19 protein-coding genes and 1 riboswitch are annotated in these 20,118 nt (G+C 36.0%); of the genes, 10 read left to right on the top strand and 9 right to left on the bottom strand.

The window, feature by feature from the left end; translation table 11 throughout:
- Positions 1 to 12: 12 nt before the first annotated feature.
- Positions 13 to 1,077, bottom strand: coding sequence for a M20 family metallopeptidase (locus ACQCPR_RS15490; RefSeq protein WP_340930543.1), 1,065 nt, complete (start codon positions 1,075 to 1,077; stop codon positions 13 to 15).
- 106 nt (positions 1,078 to 1,183) lie between these two features.
- Positions 1,184 to 1,275, top strand: a riboswitch (TPP riboswitch).
- 64 nt (positions 1,276 to 1,339) lie between these two features.
- Here ACQCPR_RS15490 and thiT point away from each other — a divergent pair.
- Entirely contained in the window at positions 1,340 to 1,921 is a 582-nt protein-coding gene (thiT, locus tag ACQCPR_RS15485; RefSeq protein WP_090568369.1) for an energy-coupled thiamine transporter ThiT, read from the top strand.
- Positions 1,922 to 1,968: 47 nt separating this feature from the next.
- A complete protein-coding gene (map, locus tag ACQCPR_RS15480; RefSeq protein ID WP_427137455.1) occupies positions 1,969 to 2,718 on the top strand; it encodes a type I methionyl aminopeptidase in 750 nt (249 codons plus the stop codon).
- A gap of 195 nt (positions 2,719 to 2,913) precedes the next feature.
- Here the strand turns inward: map and ACQCPR_RS15475 are convergent, their stop codons facing one another.
- The gene (locus tag ACQCPR_RS15475) at positions 2,914 to 3,642 is read right to left on the bottom strand and encodes a tryptophan-rich sensory protein (protein WP_340930540.1); all 729 of its coding nucleotides are present in this window, start codon (positions 3,640 to 3,642) and stop codon (positions 2,914 to 2,916) included.
- A 157-nt stretch (positions 3,643 to 3,799) separates the two neighbouring features.
- Here ACQCPR_RS15475 and ACQCPR_RS15470 point away from each other — a divergent pair, with 157 nt between their 5' ends.
- Both ACQCPR_RS15470 and ACQCPR_RS15465 read left to right on the top strand, forming a co-directional pair.
- Entirely contained in the window at positions 3,800 to 5,602 is a 1,803-nt protein-coding gene (locus tag ACQCPR_RS15470; RefSeq protein WP_340930538.1) for a M3 family oligoendopeptidase, read from the top strand.
- Positions 5,603 to 5,608: 6 nt separating this feature from the next.
- Entirely contained in the window at positions 5,609 to 6,154 is a 546-nt protein-coding gene (locus ACQCPR_RS15465) for a GNAT family N-acetyltransferase (protein ID WP_090568382.1), read from the top strand.
- 99 nt (positions 6,155 to 6,253) lie between these two features.
- Here the strand turns inward: ACQCPR_RS15465 and ACQCPR_RS15460 are convergent, their stop codons facing one another.
- The 4 genes from ACQCPR_RS15460 to ACQCPR_RS15445 form a co-directional block, all read right to left on the bottom strand.
- Positions 6,254 to 6,823: a beta-class carbonic anhydrase gene (locus ACQCPR_RS15460; RefSeq protein WP_090568385.1), complete on the bottom strand. Its 570-nt coding sequence runs from the start codon at positions 6,821 to 6,823 to the stop codon at positions 6,254 to 6,256.
- 436 nt (positions 6,824 to 7,259) lie between these two features.
- Positions 7,260 to 8,267 (bottom strand): rod-share determining protein MreBH, encoded by a 1,008-nt coding sequence (mreBH, locus tag ACQCPR_RS15455; protein WP_090568387.1) that lies wholly within the window; start codon positions 8,265 to 8,267, stop codon positions 7,260 to 7,262.
- Between the two features lie 256 nt (positions 8,268 to 8,523).
- Entirely contained in the window at positions 8,524 to 8,658 is a 135-nt protein-coding gene (locus tag ACQCPR_RS15450; RefSeq protein ID WP_269915757.1) for a hypothetical protein, read from the bottom strand.
- Between the two features lie 91 nt (positions 8,659 to 8,749).
- Complete coding sequence (locus ACQCPR_RS15445; RefSeq protein ID WP_427137454.1) at positions 8,750 to 9,982, bottom strand: aminopeptidase; 1,233 nt, start codon at positions 9,980 to 9,982, stop codon at positions 8,750 to 8,752.
- Between the two features lie 191 nt (positions 9,983 to 10,173).
- Between ACQCPR_RS15445 and motA the strand changes: the two genes are divergently transcribed.
- The 4 genes from motA to ACQCPR_RS15425 all read left to right on the top strand — a co-directional run bounded on the left by motA (position 10,174) and on the right by ACQCPR_RS15425 (position 13,850).
- Entirely contained in the window at positions 10,174 to 10,977 is an 804-nt protein-coding gene (gene motA / locus ACQCPR_RS15440; RefSeq protein WP_269922350.1) for a flagellar motor stator protein MotA, read from the top strand.
- Entirely contained in the window at positions 10,961 to 11,734 is a 774-nt protein-coding gene (gene motB, locus ACQCPR_RS15435; RefSeq protein WP_090568395.1) for a flagellar motor protein MotB, read from the top strand. The genes motA and motB overlap by 17 nt, the downstream gene beginning before the upstream one ends.
- Before the next feature lie 107 nt (positions 11,735 to 11,841).
- Positions 11,842 to 12,942, top strand: a complete 1,101-nt coding sequence (locus ACQCPR_RS15430) for a carbohydrate kinase (protein WP_090568398.1) — start codon at positions 11,842 to 11,844, stop codon at positions 12,940 to 12,942.
- Positions 12,939 to 13,850 carry a pseudouridine-5'-phosphate glycosidase gene (locus ACQCPR_RS15425; RefSeq protein ID WP_090568401.1) on the top strand — a complete coding sequence of 304 codons (912 nt, stop codon included), beginning with the start codon at positions 12,939 to 12,941 and terminating at the stop codon, positions 13,848 to 13,850. Before ACQCPR_RS15430 ends, ACQCPR_RS15425 begins: the two co-directional genes overlap by 4 nt.
- Before the next feature lie 415 nt (positions 13,851 to 14,265).
- On the opposite strand, the gene ACQCPR_RS15420 is transcribed toward ACQCPR_RS15425, so the two are convergent.
- Positions 14,266 to 14,487 (bottom strand): DUF1128 domain-containing protein, encoded by a 222-nt coding sequence (locus ACQCPR_RS15420; protein WP_090568404.1) that lies wholly within the window; start codon positions 14,485 to 14,487, stop codon positions 14,266 to 14,268.
- 65 nt (positions 14,488 to 14,552) lie between these two features.
- Positions 14,553 to 15,911, bottom strand: a complete 1,359-nt coding sequence (locus tag ACQCPR_RS15415) for an alanine/glycine:cation symporter family protein (RefSeq protein ID WP_090568406.1) — start codon at positions 15,909 to 15,911, stop codon at positions 14,553 to 14,555.
- 193 nt (positions 15,912 to 16,104) lie between these two features.
- Between ACQCPR_RS15415 and ACQCPR_RS15410 the strand changes: the two genes are divergently transcribed.
- Both ACQCPR_RS15410 and ACQCPR_RS15405 read left to right on the top strand, forming a co-directional pair.
- Positions 16,105 to 16,488 (top strand): YtxH domain-containing protein, encoded by a 384-nt coding sequence (locus ACQCPR_RS15410; protein ID WP_427137453.1) that lies wholly within the window; start codon positions 16,105 to 16,107, stop codon positions 16,486 to 16,488.
- A 26-nt stretch (positions 16,489 to 16,514) separates the two neighbouring features.
- Positions 16,515 to 17,486 (top strand): YihY/virulence factor BrkB family protein, encoded by a 972-nt coding sequence (locus ACQCPR_RS15405; protein ID WP_427137452.1) that lies wholly within the window; start codon positions 16,515 to 16,517, stop codon positions 17,484 to 17,486.
- A 666-nt stretch (positions 17,487 to 18,152) separates the two neighbouring features.
- Here the strand turns inward: ACQCPR_RS15405 and ACQCPR_RS15400 are convergent.
- The gene (locus tag ACQCPR_RS15400) at positions 18,153 to 20,063 is read right to left on the bottom strand and encodes a heavy metal translocating P-type ATPase (RefSeq protein WP_427137451.1); all 1,911 of its coding nucleotides are present in this window, start codon (positions 20,061 to 20,063) and stop codon (positions 18,153 to 18,155) included.
- Positions 20,064 to 20,118: the final 55 nt, after the last annotated feature.

Genomic DNA, 20,118 nt, shown 5'->3' with positions numbered 1-20,118 from the left:
CAGCTATATGTTTCATTTCTTAAATAAGGAAACTAAAATATTCTTGTAATTTTCCAGAGAGGAAATAGATACATATTCTTTTACACCATGCCAATCCCCTCCACTTGGTCCAAACTCAATTGCACCTGCTCCAGCTTCCGCGTAGAAGCGAGCATCGGCAGCTCCATGCTGCCCAAATAATACAGCAGGTTTTCCGATGAACTGTGAAGTAACATGTGCAATACGTTCGATAAAAGGATTAATGGCTTCCGTTGTTACTGCAGGTGCAGTCGCTTGAATCTTAAATTCACTTTTAGGGAATTTCTCTGCCAACTTTTTAATCTCTGAAGTAATACTCTGCATATTCTGGCCAGGAACAAAGCGAAGATCATAGCTTATTATACATTCATCGGGAACAACGTTATAGCGATCACCTGCTTGTATTTTCGCCAAGTTTAAGGAAGGATAATCATAGAACTCATTGCTTGCAGTTAAAAAAGAGAGAGTGCGTAGCTGTTGGTCAAACAGAAAAGCTTGCTCAATTGCATTTTTTCCTTCCCATGGACGGCTACCATGACTAGGTTTACCTTTCAGTATTACATCAAACTGAATAATTCCTTTTGCCTGTAAACCAATTTGGAGGTGGGTAGGCTCGCCGCATATAACAAAGTCACCAGTATATCCTTGATCAACTAAAAACTTGGTAGTTTTACCGTCGGTTTCCTCATCCGTTACAATATGAAGCTGAATTTTTTTAGTAAGACTTTTAGATTCTTTAGAAAGCTCGTAAAAAGCTTGCATCATCGCAGCAACTCCTGCTTTCATATCAGCAGTTCCTCGACCATATAAAAGATCACCTTCTATAAATGGCTCGAATTGCTCTGGGTTACCTGGAACAACATCTACATGCCCATTCCAAATCATACATTCATCACCAATTCCTATTTCTGCTACTAGCATCAACTTTCCCTCATGCTGTAAGACAGTTGTATGAATCCCACGTTCTTCTAGCCAACTTTCACAGAATAATAAAGCATTATTTGCACTTTCGATTGTGTCACTTTTGATACGTACCAGATCTTTTAGTAATGTAAGCATGTGAACATCCCCTTTTGCATATATTTATTTCATTAGTATAACAAATGAAACAAATAAGGTTGCATTAGGCATTTTATTCAGATACAATGAATTCGAACTAAATAATTCAAACCACAAGGGGCGCCACAATAGTGGCTGAGATAGTACCCTTTGAACCTGTAAGTTAGTGCTTGCGTAGGGATGTGGATGGAAACTGACAATCGCGCGATGTCTGGGTCTATCCCGGGGGTCGTTTTTTTGTGGTCAAAAAAAGGGGATTGTCATGAAAAATCAACGTGTATTAATATTAATGGAAATCGCTATTTTTGCGGCGTTAGGATATGTTTTAGATATGATTGGCTTTGGAATGCCACAGGGCGGCTCCGTAACATTCGTTCTTGTACCTGTTATTTTAATGGCCTTTCGTCGTGGTATAGTTGCAGGTCTTGCTACTGGATTTTTAATAGGTGTGCTACAAGTGGTAACAGGGCGATTTTATGCAGCGCCATTATCATTTGAAATAGTTATTGCACAGGTTGCAATTGATTATTTCATCGCCTTTATGGTTGCAGGGTTCGCTGGGTTTTTAAGACCTGCATTTTTACAGGCATTTGAACAAAAAGATAAAGTGAAAATGATTACAGCGGTTGTCTTAGGAGCATTAATAGCTGCTTTTCTTCGTTATTTAGCACATGTGACTTCAGGTATTCTATTCTTTGGTGAATTTGCTGGCGATCAAAACGTCATTTTGTATTCATTAATCTATAATTCTACTTATATGATTCCTGTATTTTTAATTGCTGCTTTCATTTGTTCCATTTTATTTGTTAAAGCTCCGCGCCTTGCACTGCCGAATTCTCACTAAATATGATATGATTAGAGTACATTTAGTGAAGAAGGGATCTTGTTAAGATGATTGTACAAACTGACGAAGAGTTAGTGGCATTAAAAAAAATAGGGCGTATTGTTGCAGAAGTAAGAGATGTGATGAGGGCTGCAACTAAACCTGGTATTACAACGAAAGAACTGGATGAGATTGGCGGAAAGTTATTTACAGAGCATGGTGCGATTTCTGGACCAATGGGTGAATATGATTTTCCAGGATATACTTGTATCTCCGTCAACGAAGAAGTTGCTCATGGTATCCCGGGTTCTCGCGTAATTCAAGAAGGCGATATTGTGAATATTGATGTGTCTGGATCTTGTGATGGATATTTTGCAGATACAGGTATTTCTTTTGTTGTTGGTGAGGGATATGAAGAAAAAGAAAAATTATGTGCAGTGGCAGAGAGTGCATTTGAACGGGCTATGTTGAAGGTGAAAGCAGGCTCTCGTTTAAACCAAATCGGAAAAGCGGTTGCTAGAGAAGCTAAAGATAATGGCTTGCATGTTATTATGAACCTAACTGGGCATGGTATTGGAAAATCGTTACATGAAGCTCCACAACATGTCTTGAATTATTATGATGCATGGGATCCTACGATATTAAAAGAAGGAATGGTTTTAGCAGTAGAGCCGTTTATTTCTGCAAAGGCAGAGCATATTGTAGAATCTGGTGATGGTTGGACATTTGTAACTCCCGATAAATCGTTAGTAGCACAGATTGAGCATACAATTGTTGTAACAAAAGGTGCTCCTATATTTTTAACTAAATTAGACTAAAACAAAAAGCCTTCGAAATTTACTTTTTCGAAGGCTTTTTTTAAATTAAGAATATGGATTAACATACTGCGGATTTCCGTGGGTGTTGAAGTTTTAGGAGAGTGGCGGACAGGCAATACGTCATAATATTAACAAAAAAAGGGATGCTTAGTTGTGAGGTCTGTCACAACCAAGCATCCCTAAAAAGTTTTAACTTTAAAGGGGTCTTGTGCTTTTCTTAAAGAATATAATCCCCACGATTAGGACGCAGCTTAGAAAAATGGATGCTGCGGTTAGGAGTAGTTCGCTAAAGTTGTGGTGAATTGCTACTCCAATGAAAGTCCAGATAAAAACAATTGGCATAAGACGGTCTAAATAATGATAACGAAAATGAAGAGCTATAGCTGTCGCAATGGTTAAGAAAATAACTCCCCAAAGTGATTTTGTCATACCAAATCCATCAAATTCATAAAACGTTAGGAGATAAGATAGGTTTGTGAAGAAACTGATAAATGTCCAACCTAAAAGGAAGGAAATTGGCAATCGATTTTTTCGGCTTAAATCATCTAAAGGATAGGTTAGATACAATTTAAACAAGCAGCTTAGTAAGACTGTGAGAAAACCAAAAGCGTATCCAAACAGTTCGTAATGCCAGCTTAATATACACAAAATATATAACACAGAGGCTATTCCGTATAATAGAATACGCTTCGTAGGAATAGGACGAGAAGATTTATAATCCTTCATATTGTTCCAAATCCACCAAGCTAATAATATAAAAATAACAATCCATATGTAAAACACATAATTTGCTGGAGTAAAAAATACGGGAAGTCTGTTGAATATCTCGCCACTAGTTTGACCATTTATGGGTAGTAAAATAGATAATAGTTTAACAATTACAGTAGATATAAAAAATAACATTAAAAGGATTATTTTAAACATTCAGCTGCCTCCTTCTATTTAATAAGTATACCTTTGATATATAGCAACAACAAATTAGAATTATGAATGTTATGTGACGAAAATCAAACAATCTGTATTAGAAAAACATGATATACTAGAATTCTAAAATAATTGTCAATATAGGAGGAATATTTAGATGATTGAACAAACTTATCCGGTTGTCTGGGATCTCGATCGCTTTTTTGAAGGGGGAAGTAACTCACCATCTCTAAGAAGCCATTTGGATAAAGTAAAAGAAAAGCTAAGCAGCTTTGAAACTAAACTAAAAGACTTTGATTCACCAACATCTATTGCCGATGTCTCAAATATCGAGAAAATGGTTAATGAGCTAAAAGATATAGCAACTAATTTATCAGAAGGTGGAGCAGTAATTGGGTGTTTTTTAGCACAGGATACAACGGATAAGCAGGCGGCATTGTTACAGGGCGAGGTAGGGTCGCTATACGCTAAGTTCTCTTCTCAAATGCTAACCATTCAACAAGTGCTAAGTAAAACGAAGGAAACTGTGTGGGAGGAACTGCTTCAAACGACAGAACTTTCTCCTTTTGCATTTGTGTTAAATGAATGGAGAGATGAAGCAAAGCGAATGCTCTCTGAAAAAGAGGAAGACATGATTACGACACTAGGAGTGGATGGCTATCATTCATGGGGTCAACTTTATGATTTACTAGTCGGTGATATTCGCATTAAACTTACTATAGATGGTGTACAAAAAGAAATGTCGGTTGGTCAAGCAAATAATCTTAGTTCCCACGAGGATGCAATGATTCGTAAAGAGTCATTTGAAGCGTTAGAAGCTGCTTGGACAGATAAAGAGGAGTTCTTTGCGAAAACACTAAATCATATTGCAGGCTTCCGTCTTGCAATTTACGAAAAAAGAGGATGGGATTCAGTTTTAGAGGAGCCTCTTCATATTAATCGCATGAAAGAAGAAACACTAAATGCAATGTGGGGTGCTATCTCGAAAAATAAAGCTCCATTCGTAGAATACTTAAATAAAAAATCGGCAATGCTAGGCGAAAAACAAATGCATTGGTATGACTTAGATGCACCAGTTAGTACTTCTACAGAGAAAATGGATTATCAACAAGGTGCGGAGTTTATATTAAAGCATTTTAAAGAATTTGGACCGAAATTAGAATCATTTTCAAGAAATGCATTTGAAAAGGGTTGGATAGAGGCAGAGGACCGTCCAAACAAACGTCCGGGAGGATTTTGTACAGGAATGCCTGTATCAGAGGAATCACGTATTTTCATGACGTATAGTGGATCAATGTCCAATGTCTCTACATTAGCTCATGAATTAGGTCACGCCTTCCATTCATACGCTTTAAGACCAGTACACTGGATGAATCGTCAATATGCAATGGGTGTTGCTGAAACTGCCTCTACATTTGCCGAAATGATTGTAGCGGATGCTGCAGTAAAAGAAGCAAAAACAGATGATGAAAAAATTGCTTTACTGGAAGATAAAATTCAACGTAGTGTAGCATTTTTTATGAATATCCATGCTAGGTTCTTATTTGAAACTAGATTTTATGAGGAACGTAAAAATGGAATTGTTTCTGCTGCACGCCTAAATGAATTAATGGAGTTAGCCCAACAAGAAGCATATGGTGATGCATTAGATACAACACATCCGCACTTTTGGGCATCAAAGTTGCATTTTTATATTACGGAAGTACCGTTCTACAACTTCCCTTACACATTTGGTTACCTATTCTCTTTAAGTATTTATGCAAAAGCTATAAGCGAAGGCGCAAACTTTGAGGAAAAATATATTGCTTTATTGCAGGACACAGCTGTAATGTCAGTAGAAGATTTAGCGATGAAACATTTAAATGAAGACATTACACAGGAAGCATTTTGGCTAAAAGGTATTGATCTGTGTATTCAAGATGTGAGTGAGTTTATCCAATTAACTAACGCAAAAGGGTGAAGGTGTTTGATTTATCTAGAAGGAGATACATGCTATTTACGAACATTAAATACGAAAGATGCACCAGCCTTAGCGGATCTTACTTATCGTAATAAGATGTATTGGTCCGTTTATGAACCTCTGCATCGGGATGATTATTACACAACTTCTGTTCAACGGGAGAAGATTCGTGAATCTCTCACGTTATCGAAGGAAAAAAGAGAATATAGCTTCGGTATTTTCGAACATCAAACAGAAAGAATGATTGGTAGTGTATCACTATACAGTATTAAGAGAATGCCATTTTCAAGTGGGCTTATTGGATATTCCATGGATGAGCTTTATATTGGAAAAGGGATTGCTTCTGAAGCAGTTCACCTAGTAAAAATATTTGGATTTGAGCACGTCCAATTAAATCGTATCGAAGCATATGTATCTCCGCATAATAACGGCTCTATTAAAGTTTTAGAAAAAAATGGTTTCATGCAAGAGGGACTTCTACGAAAACTGCTTTATATCAATGGTAAATGGCAAGATCATTATATATATGCATCCTTAACTGAAGAGCATTGAAAGGGCAAGAGTATACTTGAGAAATTTAAAAACGGCTTATTCATGAAAACTGAATAAGCCGTTTTTTATACTATTTCTGTCGATTTCCTGGGAAATAATTTATTTTTTGTCGACATTACCGTCTGTCAATAAATCTAATCGACCAGTTTCAGGGTCAATAATCAGTCCGTGAACAGGAATTTCAGGAAGCATAAGTGGATGATTTCGAATCATTTCTACACTATGTAATACACTGCTTTCTACGTTAGAAAAACCTTCTAACCATTTTTCTAAGTTCACACCGGAATTATTTAGGATATCTAATACACGTGGATCTACTCCTCGAGTAATCATTTTATCCATAATTTTATCGGTTTGTATAGCACTCATACCACAGTCATGATGACCAATTACATATATTTCATCGGCTTGTAACTCATAAACAGCTACGATAAGGCTCCGCATAATTCCACCAAATGGATGGTTAATGATTGCTCCGGCACTTTTAACTATTTTTACATCACCATTTTTAAAATTCATGGATTTTGGGAGCATTTCTGTTAACCTAGTATCCATGCAAGTTAAGATAACAATACGTTTATTTGGAAACTTGGTAGTTAAAAAAGGTTCGTATAGTTTATTTTCCACGAAGTGATCATTGTATTTTAAAATCTCATGTAAGCTTGGCATAGTATTCCTCCTTTAGGTTGTAATTATATTTTATAGGAAATGAAAGATAATTGCTTTACTTAATACTTGAACCTGACTAAAATGAGACTTTTGCTGAGAAGGGCTTTCGACAAGAGCTCATAGTGACTACCTTGGAGAGGCATGGGGAGCATGAAACAGCTTGCTTCCTAAATATAAAGAGCTATTACACCTTCCTAAACATTTACTTGCCCGGCACAAGAAGTTACTTGCTGAGATCCATCTTTTATTTTTGATTAAATACTACTTACTTGCGGAACGGTTATAAAGTTTATAATAATTAGAATGCAACATAATCTATAAGTATGTAAAAAGCAAGGGAGTTGTTCGCCATAGTGGACAACTCTCTTGCTTTTATAGTAGAGATAACTTTATTCGAAAGAGGAATAAACCAAATTTCAATGAATAAAGTTCCACTTTATTTTGCTAGTTTTTGTTTTCGGTCTGATACAAAGAAGGATTTTCCTGTCCCTATAACCACGGACTGTAATGGCTCAGGTGCTAGATGAACTGGTACTTCAATGACCTGGGTTAACCACTCGGAAATATCCTTTAGTAATGCTCCACCACCAGTTAAGATTACGCCATGGTCAACTATATCTCCTGCAAGCTCAGGAGGGCAGGTTTCTAGTGTTGCGCGTATTGCTTCTAAAATAGTTTCCAATGATTCAGATAGAACACCCTGTATCTGAGTAGAAGATAAATGAATAGTCTTAGGTAATCCACTAACAACATCTCTACCAGTAGCTTGCATTTGTTCTACTGCATGAGGAACCAATGCATGTCCTATAGTCATTTTGATATTCTCAGCAGTGGCTTCTCCAATAATAACATTGTACTCTTTTCGAACAAAGTGAATAATTGCTTCATCCATACGATCTCCAGCTGCCTTTACTGTATGGGACGCTACTACTCCACCAAAAGAAATAATGCCAACTTCTGTCGTACCACCACCAATGTCTACAATCATACTTGCGACAGGCTCATCTACTGGAAGACCTGCACCGATTGCTGCAGCTACGGGTTCTTCCATTAATTGAACATCTTTTGCTCCACTTTGTCTTACAGCATCTTGTATAGCTCTTCTTTCTACAGAAGTTGCACCAGATGGTGTACATACAATTACAGTCGGTTTTCTTAAAGAAGTACCAAGTTTTTTCCCTGCTTTTTGCATTATAAGTTTTAGTAGTTGTGTTGTAATGTCAAAATCAGCAATTACTCCATCCTGTAATGGACGTATTACCTCGATTGAAGTAGGTGTTTTGCCAATCATTTTTTTTGCTTCTTCACCGAAAGCTACGATTTCACGCGTTTTAGTATTAACTGCTACTACTGTAGGTTCATCTATTAATAAGCCTTTGCCTTTTGTATAAACTAATGTATTTGCTGTACCTAAATCTATTCCAATATGTGAGTTTGAAAACATTTGTCTTCCTCCTATTCCAATCATACTTAGTAATTATAATAGATAAATAGTAGGTTGCCATTTGTAACATAATGGAAGTTTACATATATTTCAGAGTATCTTAGGTCATTTGAAATAGTATAGCGAGATAAATTGAACGAATAGTAATAGTTTGTCATCTAAATGTAATAGAAATGAAGTTAATTTGAAAAGAAAAAGAGAAGAGATAACAAATAAAAAAAACAACCGTCAGCTTACTCGACGGTTGTTTTATGAGTTATTGAAAAGGTTTTGGATCTATTGTAGATGCATCTTTAGAATTCATACCTTTTCCAAAGTAATGCAAAATTACATAGCCTACGATTCCCATAATTGCAGTAAAACCAAGCACTGTAACTGTGTATAAAGCCATTTTATAACACCTCACTTGTTTTCTTGTACTTATTATAACGTAAAAATGAAAGAATTGTAACTAGAAATATATAGAATTTAAGTTAACAATATTAAAATGCCCAGTTTCCATTTCGGAATATTGGCTCTGAAGTTCCATCTTCTTTAATACCGTCAATATCCATTTTTTCTGAACCAATCATGAAATCTACATGTGTAATACTTTCGTTTAAGCCATTTTCTGCTAATTCTTCGCGACTCATTTTCTTGCCGCCTTCTATACAGAAAGCATATGCACTACCGATTGCTAAGTGATTAGAAGCGTTTTCGTCAAATAATGTGTTATAAAATAATAGATTCGAGTTAGAGATTGGTGAGTCATGTGGTACTAGTGCTACTTCACCTAAATAGTGTGACCCTTCGTCCGTTGCAACTAAGTTCTCAAGCACCTCTTGACCTTGTTCAGCTTCCACTTTTACAATGCAACCTTGTTCAAATGTAATAGTGAAGTTATCAATAATATTCCCGCCGTAGCTCAATGGTTTAGTACTTGCTACATAACCGTTAACACCTGTTTTTAATGGAACAGAGAATACTTCCTCAGTTGGCATGTTAGCCATAAAAGAAAATCCTTTTTCGTTTGTGCTACCAGCCCCACACCATAGATGTCCCTTTGGTAATTCAATCGTTAAGTCTGTACCAGGAGCTGTATAATGAAGTTTTTTATAATTTTTCTCGTTTAGATAATCTACCTTTGTATGTAGAAGATTATCATGTTCAATCCATGCTTCTGTAGGATTTGTGACATCTGCACGCACTGCTTGGAAAATTGCTTCCCAAAGGGCAGGTACTTGTTCTTCCTCAGGTAATTTAGGGAATACCTTCTTAGCCCATTCTGTAGATGGAGATGCTATTACTGACCAACTGATTTTGTCCGATTGTACATATTGACGATATTTGCTTAATGCTTGACCCGCAGCCTTTTGGAACGCTGAAATTCTAGAGGAATCCACTCCTTTTAAAAGGTCAGGGCTTTGACTAACAACGCTTATAAATGCAGCTCCGCCTTCTGCTAACAATTCTTTTTCTTGTGCTTTCCAAGAAGGGAAGAAATCAAATGAGTCCCCAGGTGCAAGTTCATAGCGTAATCGTGTGATTTCATCATCTGTTAAATCTACGAATACTTGTTTAGCTCCAGCTACATAAGCTTTTTTAGTAATCAATCGAACTAATTCAACGCTATCAGTGGAAGCTGCAATAAATAAATTCTGTCCTGGTTGAATATTCACTCCTACTTCTACAACAAGAGAAGCATAGTTTTCTAATTTTGTATTAAAAGATGTCATATGGATACTTCCTTTCTATTATTATCTCCATAGTATCAGTTTTGCGCTTGTATTATCAATATTCAAATTAGTCGATAAGTTAAATTTTGTTCATAATTCGAAAATTTAATATAGTCAATCGGTAGATTATTATTAAAAAAATATGAATATAGCCGAAATAAAGGAAAGAAATAGAATGTGGGGGAAGTTGAATGGATAAGTCTACAGTATTCGGTTTAATAATAGGGTTTGTTTCATTATTAGTTGGGATGGTTTTAAAAGGTGTTACATTGGGTGCATTATTAAATCCGGCAGCAATCTTAATCATCATTTTCGGTACGATTGCTACAATAGTTATTGGATTTCCAATGGCAGAATTAAAAAGAGTACCTAAGATTTTTGGAGTTATTTTTAAAGAAACAAAACTAGTACCAGATGTGGAAGTAATTAAAATGTTCTCAAGCTGGGCAGATTTAGCAAGAAGAGAAGGATTATTGGCACTTGAAAGTAAGTCAACAGATGTAGAAGACCCATTTTTAAAAAACGGTCTTACGTTAGCAATTGATGGACAAAATGCAGATTATATTAGAGATGTACTTACAGAAGAAATTGACGCACTAGAGGAAAGACATTCAGGTGGTGCTCAAATTTTTACTCAAGCGGGGACATATGCTCCCACACTTGGTGTACTTGGGGCCGTAGTAGGTTTAATAGCTGCCTTAAGTGATATGAGTGATATTGATAAATTAGCACATGCAATTTCTGCTGCCTTTGTAGCGACTCTATTAGGGATATTCACTGGGTACGTTTTATGGCATCCATTTGCGAATAAATTAAAACGTAAATCTAAACAAGAAATCAGACAAAAGACAATGATGCTAGAAGGTATCCTTTCAGTATTAGAAGGAGATTCTCCACGAGTTATTGAACAAAAATTAGCTTCCTATCTATCTATGTCAGAGCGTAAAAAAGTATTGAATGAAAGCGGGGAGGCTGGCCTTGGCAAAGAAGCATAAAAAACATAAGCATGAGGAAGAAGTAAGTGAAGCCTGGCTACTTCCGTACTCTGATGTTTTAACATTATTATTAGCCTTATTTATCGTATTATTTGCTACTAGTTCTGTAGATCAACAAAAATTGGAACAAATGTCTCAAGCGTTCAACGAAGTCCTTACTGGTGGAACCGGTATTTTTGAACAGCCATCTCCTTTGGAAGTGCCAGATGCTCCTGATGATTCAGGTCAGGGAGAAGATGGAGAGAGCACTGCATATATGGAAGACCAGCAAGCACTCTCCGAAATTCAAGATAGTGTGGATGAATATATAGCAGTAAATGCGCTAGAAAAACAGTTTGTTACTAAACTAACCGATGAAGGTTTACTTGTTACGATAAGAGATAGTATATTATTTGATACTGGAGAAGCAGAAGTAAAAGGTGAGTATCGTTCAATTGCTGAAGATATATCCGATTTACTTGTATTTGATCCTCCTAGAAATGTCGTTATCACTGGTCATACAGATAATATTCCTATCTCTAGTAGTGAATATTCTTCCAACTGGGAGCTAAGTGTAATGCGATCAGTGAATTTCCTGAAAATATTAGCAGGAAATAATACGATAGATCCGCTATATTTTAGTGCGAAAGGTTACGGTGAATTTAGACCTGTAGCTTCCAATGATACTCCAGCAGATCGGGCAAAAAATAGAAGAGTTGAAGTATTGATTCAACCACGCGTTCTAGAGGATGGTACTTTAAACGACCAACCTGAATAATAATAAAGACTGGCAACCAAAAGATGGTTGTCAGTTTTTATTTGACTTTATAAAACAAAAGTTTATAATTAAAACAAATGTTCAGTGAGGAAGAGAGGTGTAAGCAAATGAATACAAAAGAAGTGAGTATTTTAAAGTACCTGCGAGAAAATCCATATGCATCTCAAATGGAAATAGCAAACGAACTCAAAATGTCTAGACCGGCAGTTGCCAATATTATTTCCCAATTGATAAAAAATGGGAACATCACAGGAAGAGCTTATATTTTACCTGAGAACAAAGAAATTATTTGCATAGGTGGAGCCAATGTAGATAGAAAATATACAGTGATCAATAAGCTCCAAATGGGTACTTCTAACCCTACATCTAGCATACAAAGTGTAGGAGGAGTTGCAAGGAACATTGCGGAAAATTTAGGTAGATTAGGACAAACTGTACGTTTGTTATCAGTTGTTGGAACAGATATGGAATATGAAGCTATTGAAAAAGCCTCTAATAATTGGATGAACTTATTTTCCATTGAAAAGCTACCAAATTACACAACTGGAACATATTCGGCAGTGCTAGATTCAAGTGGAGAAATGCTTCTTGCTCTAGCAAATATGGATATCTATGAACAGTTGACTGTAGATTATTTGAAAAAACATGAAACACATTTAACGAATTCTCAGCTCATAATTATAGACATGAACTGCTCGAAAGAAGTGATTGAATACATCCGAACTGTTTCTATTGGGCATAATATACCACTTGCTTTAATACCCGTATCCTCACCTAAAATGGATAGAATGCCTGATTCATTAGAGGGCATTGGATGGTTAATCGCAAACAAAGATGAAGCAGAAATGTATTTAGGTATAAATATTGAGGATAAAGAATCATGGGAAGTAGCAACAAGATTATTTGTGCAGAAGGGTATTTCCCATGTAGTTATAACCTGGGGTAGTGAGGGCATAATGTACGCAGGTAGTGACATGGAAACTTCCTATTTTCCAGCAATTAAGGTAGAGGATGTGATTGATGTCACTGGTGCAGGGGACGCATTTGTTTCCGCTACTTTATATGCTTGGTTGAATGGTGAGGATATTACAACGACCATACAAACAGGCATGGTAAACGCTAGTAAAACTATTCGCTCCAGCGATACGGTAAGAACTGAGCTTTCTCGAAATAATTTAACTAATGAGATGGAGGAAAATAAAAAATGAAACAATATATCACTTATTCAGAAGAAGTAGCAAAAGGAATGCAAGAAGGAAAGGCAATCGTTGCGCTAGAATCTACAATTATCTCTCATGGTATGCCATACCCGCAAAATGTTGAAACTGCTAGAAAAGTAGAACAAATTGTGCGTGATAATGGTGCAGTTCCAGCGACTATCGCTATCATGGACGGAAAGATTAAAATTGGTTTATCCGATGCAGAATTAGAAACGCTAGGAACAAGTAAAGATGCAAGAAAAACTTCTAGAAGAGATCTTGCTTACGTTGTATCTTCAAAAGAAATTGGTGCAACTACAGTAGCAACAACTATGATTTGTGCTGAAATGGCTGGAATTAAGTTATTTGTTACCGGTGGAATTGGCGGTGTACATAGAGGCGCAGAAACGACTATGGACATCTCAGCAGATTTAGAAGAACTATCAAATACTAATGTTGCAGTAGTTTGTGCTGGTGCAAAATCTATTTTAGATATTGGTTTAACTTTAGAATACTTAGAAACTAAAGGTGTTCCTGTTGTAGGTTTCCAAACAGATTCTTTCCCAGCATTTTATACAACGACAAGTGAATTTGATGCAAACTTCCGTTTAAACAATGAAAAAGAAGTAGCAGAAATGTTGAAAGCTAAGTGGGATCTTGGGTTAAATGGTGGAGCAGTAATTGCAAATCCTATTCCTACTGAACATTCATTGGAAGAGTCTTACATTAATACGATTATCCAAACTGCTCTACAAGAAGCTGAAGAAAATGGTATCAAAGGGAAAGACGTAACTCCATTCTTGTTAGGAAAAGTAAAAGAACTAACAGAAGGTAAATCTTTAGAATCCAATATCGAACTTGTTTATAATAATGCTCGTGTTGGATCTAAAATTGCAGTTGAATTAAATAATCTATAAGAAAGAAGGCTATCTATTATCAGTAATGATGACAATAGATAGCCTTTTATTAGTATTCAATTCTATAAATTAAAGCTGTGAATTCGTGTGTGTTCTGGTAAAATTACCCGTTCCGCAAGTAAAAGGTAATGATCCGCAAGTAAATATAGGATTAGAGCAAGTAAATCATTCACGACAGCAAGTAAGTCATAGATGGAAGCAAGTAAACAATGGGTTAGAGCAAGTAACGAAAAAATAATAAATAAGCTGGCACAAAATTTTCCAGTGAATAAAGACAGTGTTCCTGGTAATACGATAGTGATATAACTGTTATATTATAATAGGTTGTCTCAAAAAACGTATATTTTATATACAAAAAATGGTTAATCGTGATGTTATTCACGACTAACCATTTTTAATGAACATGATTCTGTACTTATTTTCTTAAGTTTCCTAGTTCAGATGCAATTGCTTGCATTTCACTGGGACTAAAAGTATCTCTTTTTTTAACCATTTCGTATAAGTAAACAAGATCATCATATTGTGTTGCATTGAAATCCTCTGATCTCATTGCATCTACATTGACCATACGAAGTTTCTCTTTAATTGTTTCAATCATATACGTGACATTTTCTGCTGAGGGTTGTGATAAATTCATTCGTAGTAACCTGCCTTTCATACATTAGAATTAATCATTTCACGCTAAGCCTGCAATGTCAAACACTAAATAGATTTTGCTGCCTCTTTTTCTTCTTTTAATTTCTCTTGAATTTTTTTCGTTTCATAAATAATTACACCAGAAAGTCCTAGTAGTCCAATTAAGTTAGGAATAGCCATTAATGCATTAGTTATATCTGAGAAAGTCCAGATTAAATCTAATGAAACAACAGATCCTACAAATACCATCAAGACAAAAGCAATACGATACACAATTAGAAGTGAAGGATTTTTGAATAAATATTGGAAACATTTCTCTCCGTAATAAGCCCAGCCAATTATCGTGGATGAAGCAAAGAATATCAATCCAATTGCTACTACAATTGGTCCGAAGTCACCTAAGAAGTGTCCAAACGCTCCAGTTGTAATTTCATTTGCAGCTAAACTTTTGTCGGTATATATTCCAGACATGACAATTGTGATACCAGTAATTGAACAAATGATAAATGTATCAAAAAATACCTGAGTCATCGAGATAAGCCCTTGGCGACCAGGAAGGTCTGTTTTTGCCGCAGCTGCAGCAATAGGGGCTGAACCTAAACCAGCCTCATTTGAGAATACCCCACGAGCAATACCATATCTAATAGCAGCACCGATTGCTCCACCTGCCGCAGCTTCAGTTGAAAATGCCATCTTGAAAATGGTTACAAATGCTTCAGGAATAGCTGTAACATTCAAAATCATAATAATTAAACCAGAAACAATATAGAAAACCGCCATTACAGGAACAAAAATCGCAGTAACTTTACCAATGGATTTAATACCACCTAGAATAACTAAAGCAGCAAAAGCAGTTAATACAATTCCAGTTATCCATGTTTCAATTCCAAAAGTATCATTTACAACTCCTGCAACAGAATTGGATTGTGTTCCATTTCCGATACCAAATGCTGCCACTGCCCCAAAAATTGCGAATAAAACAGCCAACCACTTTTGTTTTAAACCATGTTCTAAATAGTACATAGGTCCGCCGGCCATTTCACCATTGGCATCTTTAACACGATATTTAACAGCTAGTACCGCTTCTCCATACTTTGTCGCCATTCCAAAGAATGCAGAAATCCACATCCAAAATATTGCCCCAGGACCACCTAGAACTACCGCAGTGGCAACCCCAACTATATTACCAGTACCAACCGTTGCGGCCAATGCTGTAGTGAGAGCCTGAAACTGTGAGATATCTCCTTCTGCAGACTTATCATGATTTTTGGAGAAAACTTGCTTCAATGCAGCAGGTAACAAGCGTAATTGTAAAATTCCTAAACGCAATGTTAAATAAATACCAGTACCTACTATTAATACTAAGAGTGGAATTCCCCATAAAAAGGATGATACCGTTCCTAAAAACTCATTCAATTGTTCCATCAACATTACCCCCTATGTTATTGTCTAAAAAGAAATCTATCATCCTTTCATATTATTTACCCTTGTTACAATATTCGTAAAATTCAGTGTGCTAGTCAAGACTATTTTTTAAATAAATGAAAATATTGTTTGATTCTATTTTGGTGAGGGTATAATTAAAGCATCTATATAGTTAAACTTGGAGGTAATTTGGATGAGTGAAAATAAATTTTTAAAAGGTATTATATGTGGTGCAGTTGTTGGTGGAGCTCTAACAATGCTTGACAGAAAAACAAGAGATTCAGTTATGAACAAAACAAGATACATTCGAAATGAAATTCAATATTACAGTAAAAATAGGGAAGAATTAAAAACAAATATCGAACAGCAAATAACAAAATGGAAATCGGTCTATGATCAGTTTTCATCAGATGCAATGTATTTAACTGAAAAAGTTAACGAGGCAAAGGAAATCACCCCTCAGGTTAAAACATTATTAACAGATACGAAAGATGCATTTTCTCAATCAAAAGAGGAGTACAAATCAATTGTAGTTCCAGAAAAGGAAGAAAAAAGTATTTTTGAACCAAAAAAGTAATCGTTGCACAGAAAGGAGAGGATGGAGTGAAAGATATTCATGAGAAAAAAGATAATAAAAAAACTTCATCCTCAAGCCCCAGCTGGTTCGAGAAGTTAAAATTTCTAAATATAAAAAAGAATGAAAAGAAGGAAGAAGTGCATCATGATCTTACTACATGGTCTGGTTACATAAAGCATTTAATACTACATATTCAGAAAACGGATATTGCAGGCTTTGCAGCACAATTAGCCTATTTCTTCCTATTATCCCTATTTCCATTATTAATTTTCATAATAACCTTATTGCCATACTTAAACTTAGACGAGGCACAAGTCTTTCGTCTCTTAGAAAACTATGCACCACAGGAAGTATATATTCTTATTGAGGAAACATTGACTGAAGTTTTGGTGAGTAGGAACGGTGGGTTACTATCTATCGGGATTATTGGTACGATTTGGTCTGCTTCAAATGGGATGAATGCAATTGTAAAATCTTTAAACCGTTCATATGCACTTGAAGAAACAAGACCCTTTTTCATCGTTAGACTATTATCTATTGTATTTACGTTATTAATGATTATGTTATTTATAGTAGCGCTAGTATTACCGGTATTCGGTCAACAAATTGGTACAATTCTATTTTCATACTTTGGTTTTGAAGAAAGCTTTGTAAAGCTTTGGAATAATTTGAGATGGACGATTAGTCCCTTAATTATGTTTGTGGTATTAATTGCATTGTACTGGATAGTTCCAAATACAAAATTATTCCTAAGAAGTGTATTACCAGGAGCTGCTTTTGCAGCATTTGGTTGGATTATCGTATCATTAGGATTCTCGTTTTATGTTAGTAATTTCTCTAACTATTCTTCTACGTATGGAAGTATCGGAGGGATTATTGTATTAATGTTATGGTTATATATTTCTGGAATCATCTTGTTGGTTGGTGGTCAGATAAATGCAGTTATGCAGGAACGTAAAATAGCTTTAGAAAAAAAGGAAACAGAAGGACGCGTCTAATCGATGTCCTTCTGTTTTTGTTTAAAGATTAAGAAGGTATATAAAAAGGTCCAGTGAATACTGGGCTCATGGAGCATGAGAGAATGAATAATACTGTGATTTCCGTACCAGGGGGTCAGTTCATCTCGAGAATTTCTCGGTGTTCCCGCTGGAGTAGCCACCTTACAATCTAATCAAACGGGGGTAGTACCCCACTAGAAGATTTGGAGAAGCATATCGCTTAGATGATAAGATTAGTCAACGCAAATATAGGGACAAAATGATTGGTAATCGCTGATGAAATAGAAATACTATTTTTCGCTGATAGAGGAAAGCAGACAATTTTATTCTACTAGTGGAAATAAAGAAAAATAGGGAGTGTTTATAAACTAAAGAAGCGAAATAGCACCAGAAATTGTATCTTCTGGCGCTTACCTATGAATTGGAAAGTCTCTTTTCTCTTGTTATCCAAAAACGCACTAACCTGTTTCTAATTGTTGTAGAAGGGCTAGGGACAGGAGAACGCCATAAGATTACCGAAAAAGTGAGTATTGGTTGTGACGGCAGTCACAACCAATACTCACTACAAATTCACTAGGTAATACTATAGCAAAACGTCGGTCTAAAGCACTTCGGAAACGATCGAAACAGGTTTTAACCTAGAAAGATCGGCTGTTTTTAATTCTCTTATATATTCCTATTGAGCATTCGCAATCCATTTAATATGACTAATATGGTACTACCTTCATGACCTATTACCCCTAACGGCAGGTCTACTACTTGAAGGAAATTCGAGACGATTAAAAGTGCGATTATAGTTATTGAAAAAATGATATTCTGCTTAACGATTCGACGCATTTTACGTGACATTTTCACTGCATATGCAATTTTAGATAGGTCATTTTTCATAAGAACGATATCTGCAGTTTCTAGTGCAACATCTGTTCCTTCTCCCATGGCAAATCCAGTTGTTGCTGTTGCAAGCGCGGGAGCATCATTGATGCCATCACCAACCATTCCAACAAAGCTATGTTCCTTAAGTAACGCTTTCATATGTTTCACTTTAGTTTCTGGTAGACACTCGGCAATATATTGATCAATTCCAGCTTCTTTTGCGATCACACTTGCCGTTTTGTCATTGTCACCTGTAAGCATTACTGTTTTAATACCTAGTGCTTGGAGCTGTTTAATCGCGACTTTTGCTTCTTCTCTAACTGTGTCTTTTAAAGCAGCAACAGCAGCGATTCCTTTTCCATCTCGCATGAAGATGACAGTTTTCCCTTCTTCTGTAAGGGTAGAAGCAATTCCGTTATGAAAGGTAAAGGCATCGTTTTTATTAACAAAATCAGGTTTTCCTACTAATACTGATTCTCCGTCAATTGTAGCTTGTATTCCAAATCCAGGTTTATCTTCAATATGGATTAGTGGAAGAGATCCTACGCCTTCTATTTTAGCAAAAGCTGTAATTGCTATAGCTAGGGGGTGATTGGATTGTCCCTCGATAGTTGCTAGTGTTGTTAAGGCTGACATTCTATCTAAATCTGGTCGTACTAAGAAATCTGTAACGACTGGCTTACCGGTAGTTAGCGTACCAGTTTTGTCCAATGCAATTGCATTCATTTCACTAATGTTTTCCAGATGTACTCCGCCTTTGAATAATATACCAACTTTAGCACCGTTCGAAATTGCTGCTAAAGTGGCTGGCATAATAGATGCTACGAGAGCACAAGGTGAAGCCACTACCAATAAAACCATCGCTCGGTAAAATGTTGTGTTCCAGTCCCAATCAAGTACAAAGTGAGGAAGGAAAAGCATAAATGCTACTGAGATTAAAACAATTTTCACGTAGGTACTTTCAAAGCGTTCAATAAACTGTTGAGCAGGAGATTTTTCATCCTGAGCTGTTTGCACAAGATTAATGATCTTTTGGAAAAGTGAGTTCTCATTTTCCTTTGTCATTTCCATCGTAATAGCACCGCTCATATTAACTGTTCCAGCGAATAGTTCATCATGTAACTGTTTAGTTACAGGAATAGACTCACCACTAATTGCGGATTCATCAATTGCAGTATTGCCACTTACAACTTTCCCATCTGCGGGGATTCGTTCACCGGGTTTTACAATAAGTTGATTACCTACAACTAACTCGCTCACCGAGATTCGTGAAGTAGTGCCATCACTATTTAATCGCAATGCCTCTTCGGGCTGAAGTTCCATGAGAGATGAAATTTCCTTTTTGCTTTTATTCATTGTGTACGTTTCAAGAGCACCACTTACTGCAAATATAAAAATTAGGATTGCTCCTTCTGTCCAATAGCCGATGATAGAAGATCCGATTGCTGCTAATATCATCAGCAACTCTACATTTAACTCTTTTTCTTTAAATGTTTCTACTAAACCTTCTTTGGCTTTTGCATACCCACCTATTACAAATGCTAGTAAATAGAAAATGATCGATGCTGTTTCTTGCTGTGCGTTACTTAATAGCCATGCAATAAGAATCAGTACCCCAGAAAAAAGAGCTGCTACCAATTCCACATGAGACATTAAATTCGAAAGAAATAGTGGGTTAGATTTTTTATTAGTTATCGTTGTCATATAAAAACCTCCTTGATAATGAATTTCAATATTAATAGTCCTTATAAATGAAGAA

It is taken from the genome of Psychrobacillus psychrodurans (assembly GCF_050209195.1).
Classification (GTDB): domain Bacteria; phylum Bacillota; class Bacilli; order Bacillales_A; family Planococcaceae; genus Psychrobacillus; species Psychrobacillus psychrodurans.
Note: the sequence above shows the minus strand (reverse complement) of the source record. Positions and strands in the feature narration are given on the sequence as shown.

Bases quoted from the DNA above. Each gene is read 5' to 3' on its own strand.
- ACQCPR_RS15490 (WP_340930543.1), bottom strand. From the start codon at position 1,077: ATGCTTACATTACTAAAAGATCTGGTACGTATCAAAAGTGACACAATC.
- thiT (WP_090568369.1), top strand. From the start codon at position 1,340: ATGAAAAATCAACGTGTATTAATATTAATGGAAATCGCTATTTTTGCG.
- map (WP_427137455.1), top strand. From the start codon at position 1,969: ATGATTGTACAAACTGACGAAGAGTTAGTGGCATTAAAAAAAATAGGG.
- ACQCPR_RS15475 (WP_340930540.1), bottom strand. From the start codon at position 3,642: ATGTTTAAAATAATCCTTTTAATGTTATTTTTTATATCTACTGTAATT.
- ACQCPR_RS15470 (WP_340930538.1), top strand. From the start codon at position 3,800: ATGATTGAACAAACTTATCCGGTTGTCTGGGATCTCGATCGCTTTTTT.
- ACQCPR_RS15460 (WP_090568385.1), bottom strand. From the start codon at position 6,823: ATGCCAAGCTTACATGAGATTTTAAAATACAATGATCACTTCGTGGAA.
- mreBH (WP_090568387.1), bottom strand. From the start codon at position 8,267: ATGTTTTCAAACTCACATATTGGAATAGATTTAGGTACAGCAAATACA.
- ACQCPR_RS15450 (WP_269915757.1), bottom strand. From the start codon at position 8,658: ATGGCTTTATACACAGTTACAGTGCTTGGTTTTACTGCAATTATGGGA.
- ACQCPR_RS15445 (WP_427137454.1), bottom strand. From the start codon at position 9,982: ATGACATCTTTTAATACAAAATTAGAAAACTATGCTTCTCTTGTTGTA.
- motA (WP_269922350.1), top strand. From the start codon at position 10,174: ATGGATAAGTCTACAGTATTCGGTTTAATAATAGGGTTTGTTTCATTA.
- ACQCPR_RS15430 (WP_090568398.1), top strand. From the start codon at position 11,842: ATGAATACAAAAGAAGTGAGTATTTTAAAGTACCTGCGAGAAAATCCA.
- ACQCPR_RS15425 (WP_090568401.1), top strand. From the start codon at position 12,939: ATGAAACAATATATCACTTATTCAGAAGAAGTAGCAAAAGGAATGCAA.
- ACQCPR_RS15420 (WP_090568404.1), bottom strand. From the start codon at position 14,487: ATGAATTTATCACAACCCTCAGCAGAAAATGTCACGTATATGATTGAA.
- ACQCPR_RS15415 (WP_090568406.1), bottom strand. From the start codon at position 15,911: ATGGAACAATTGAATGAGTTTTTAGGAACGGTATCATCCTTTTTATGG.
- ACQCPR_RS15410 (WP_427137453.1), top strand. From the start codon at position 16,105: ATGAGTGAAAATAAATTTTTAAAAGGTATTATATGTGGTGCAGTTGTT.
- ACQCPR_RS15400 (WP_427137451.1), bottom strand. From the start codon at position 20,063: ATGACAACGATAACTAATAAAAAATCTAACCCACTATTTCTTTCGAAT.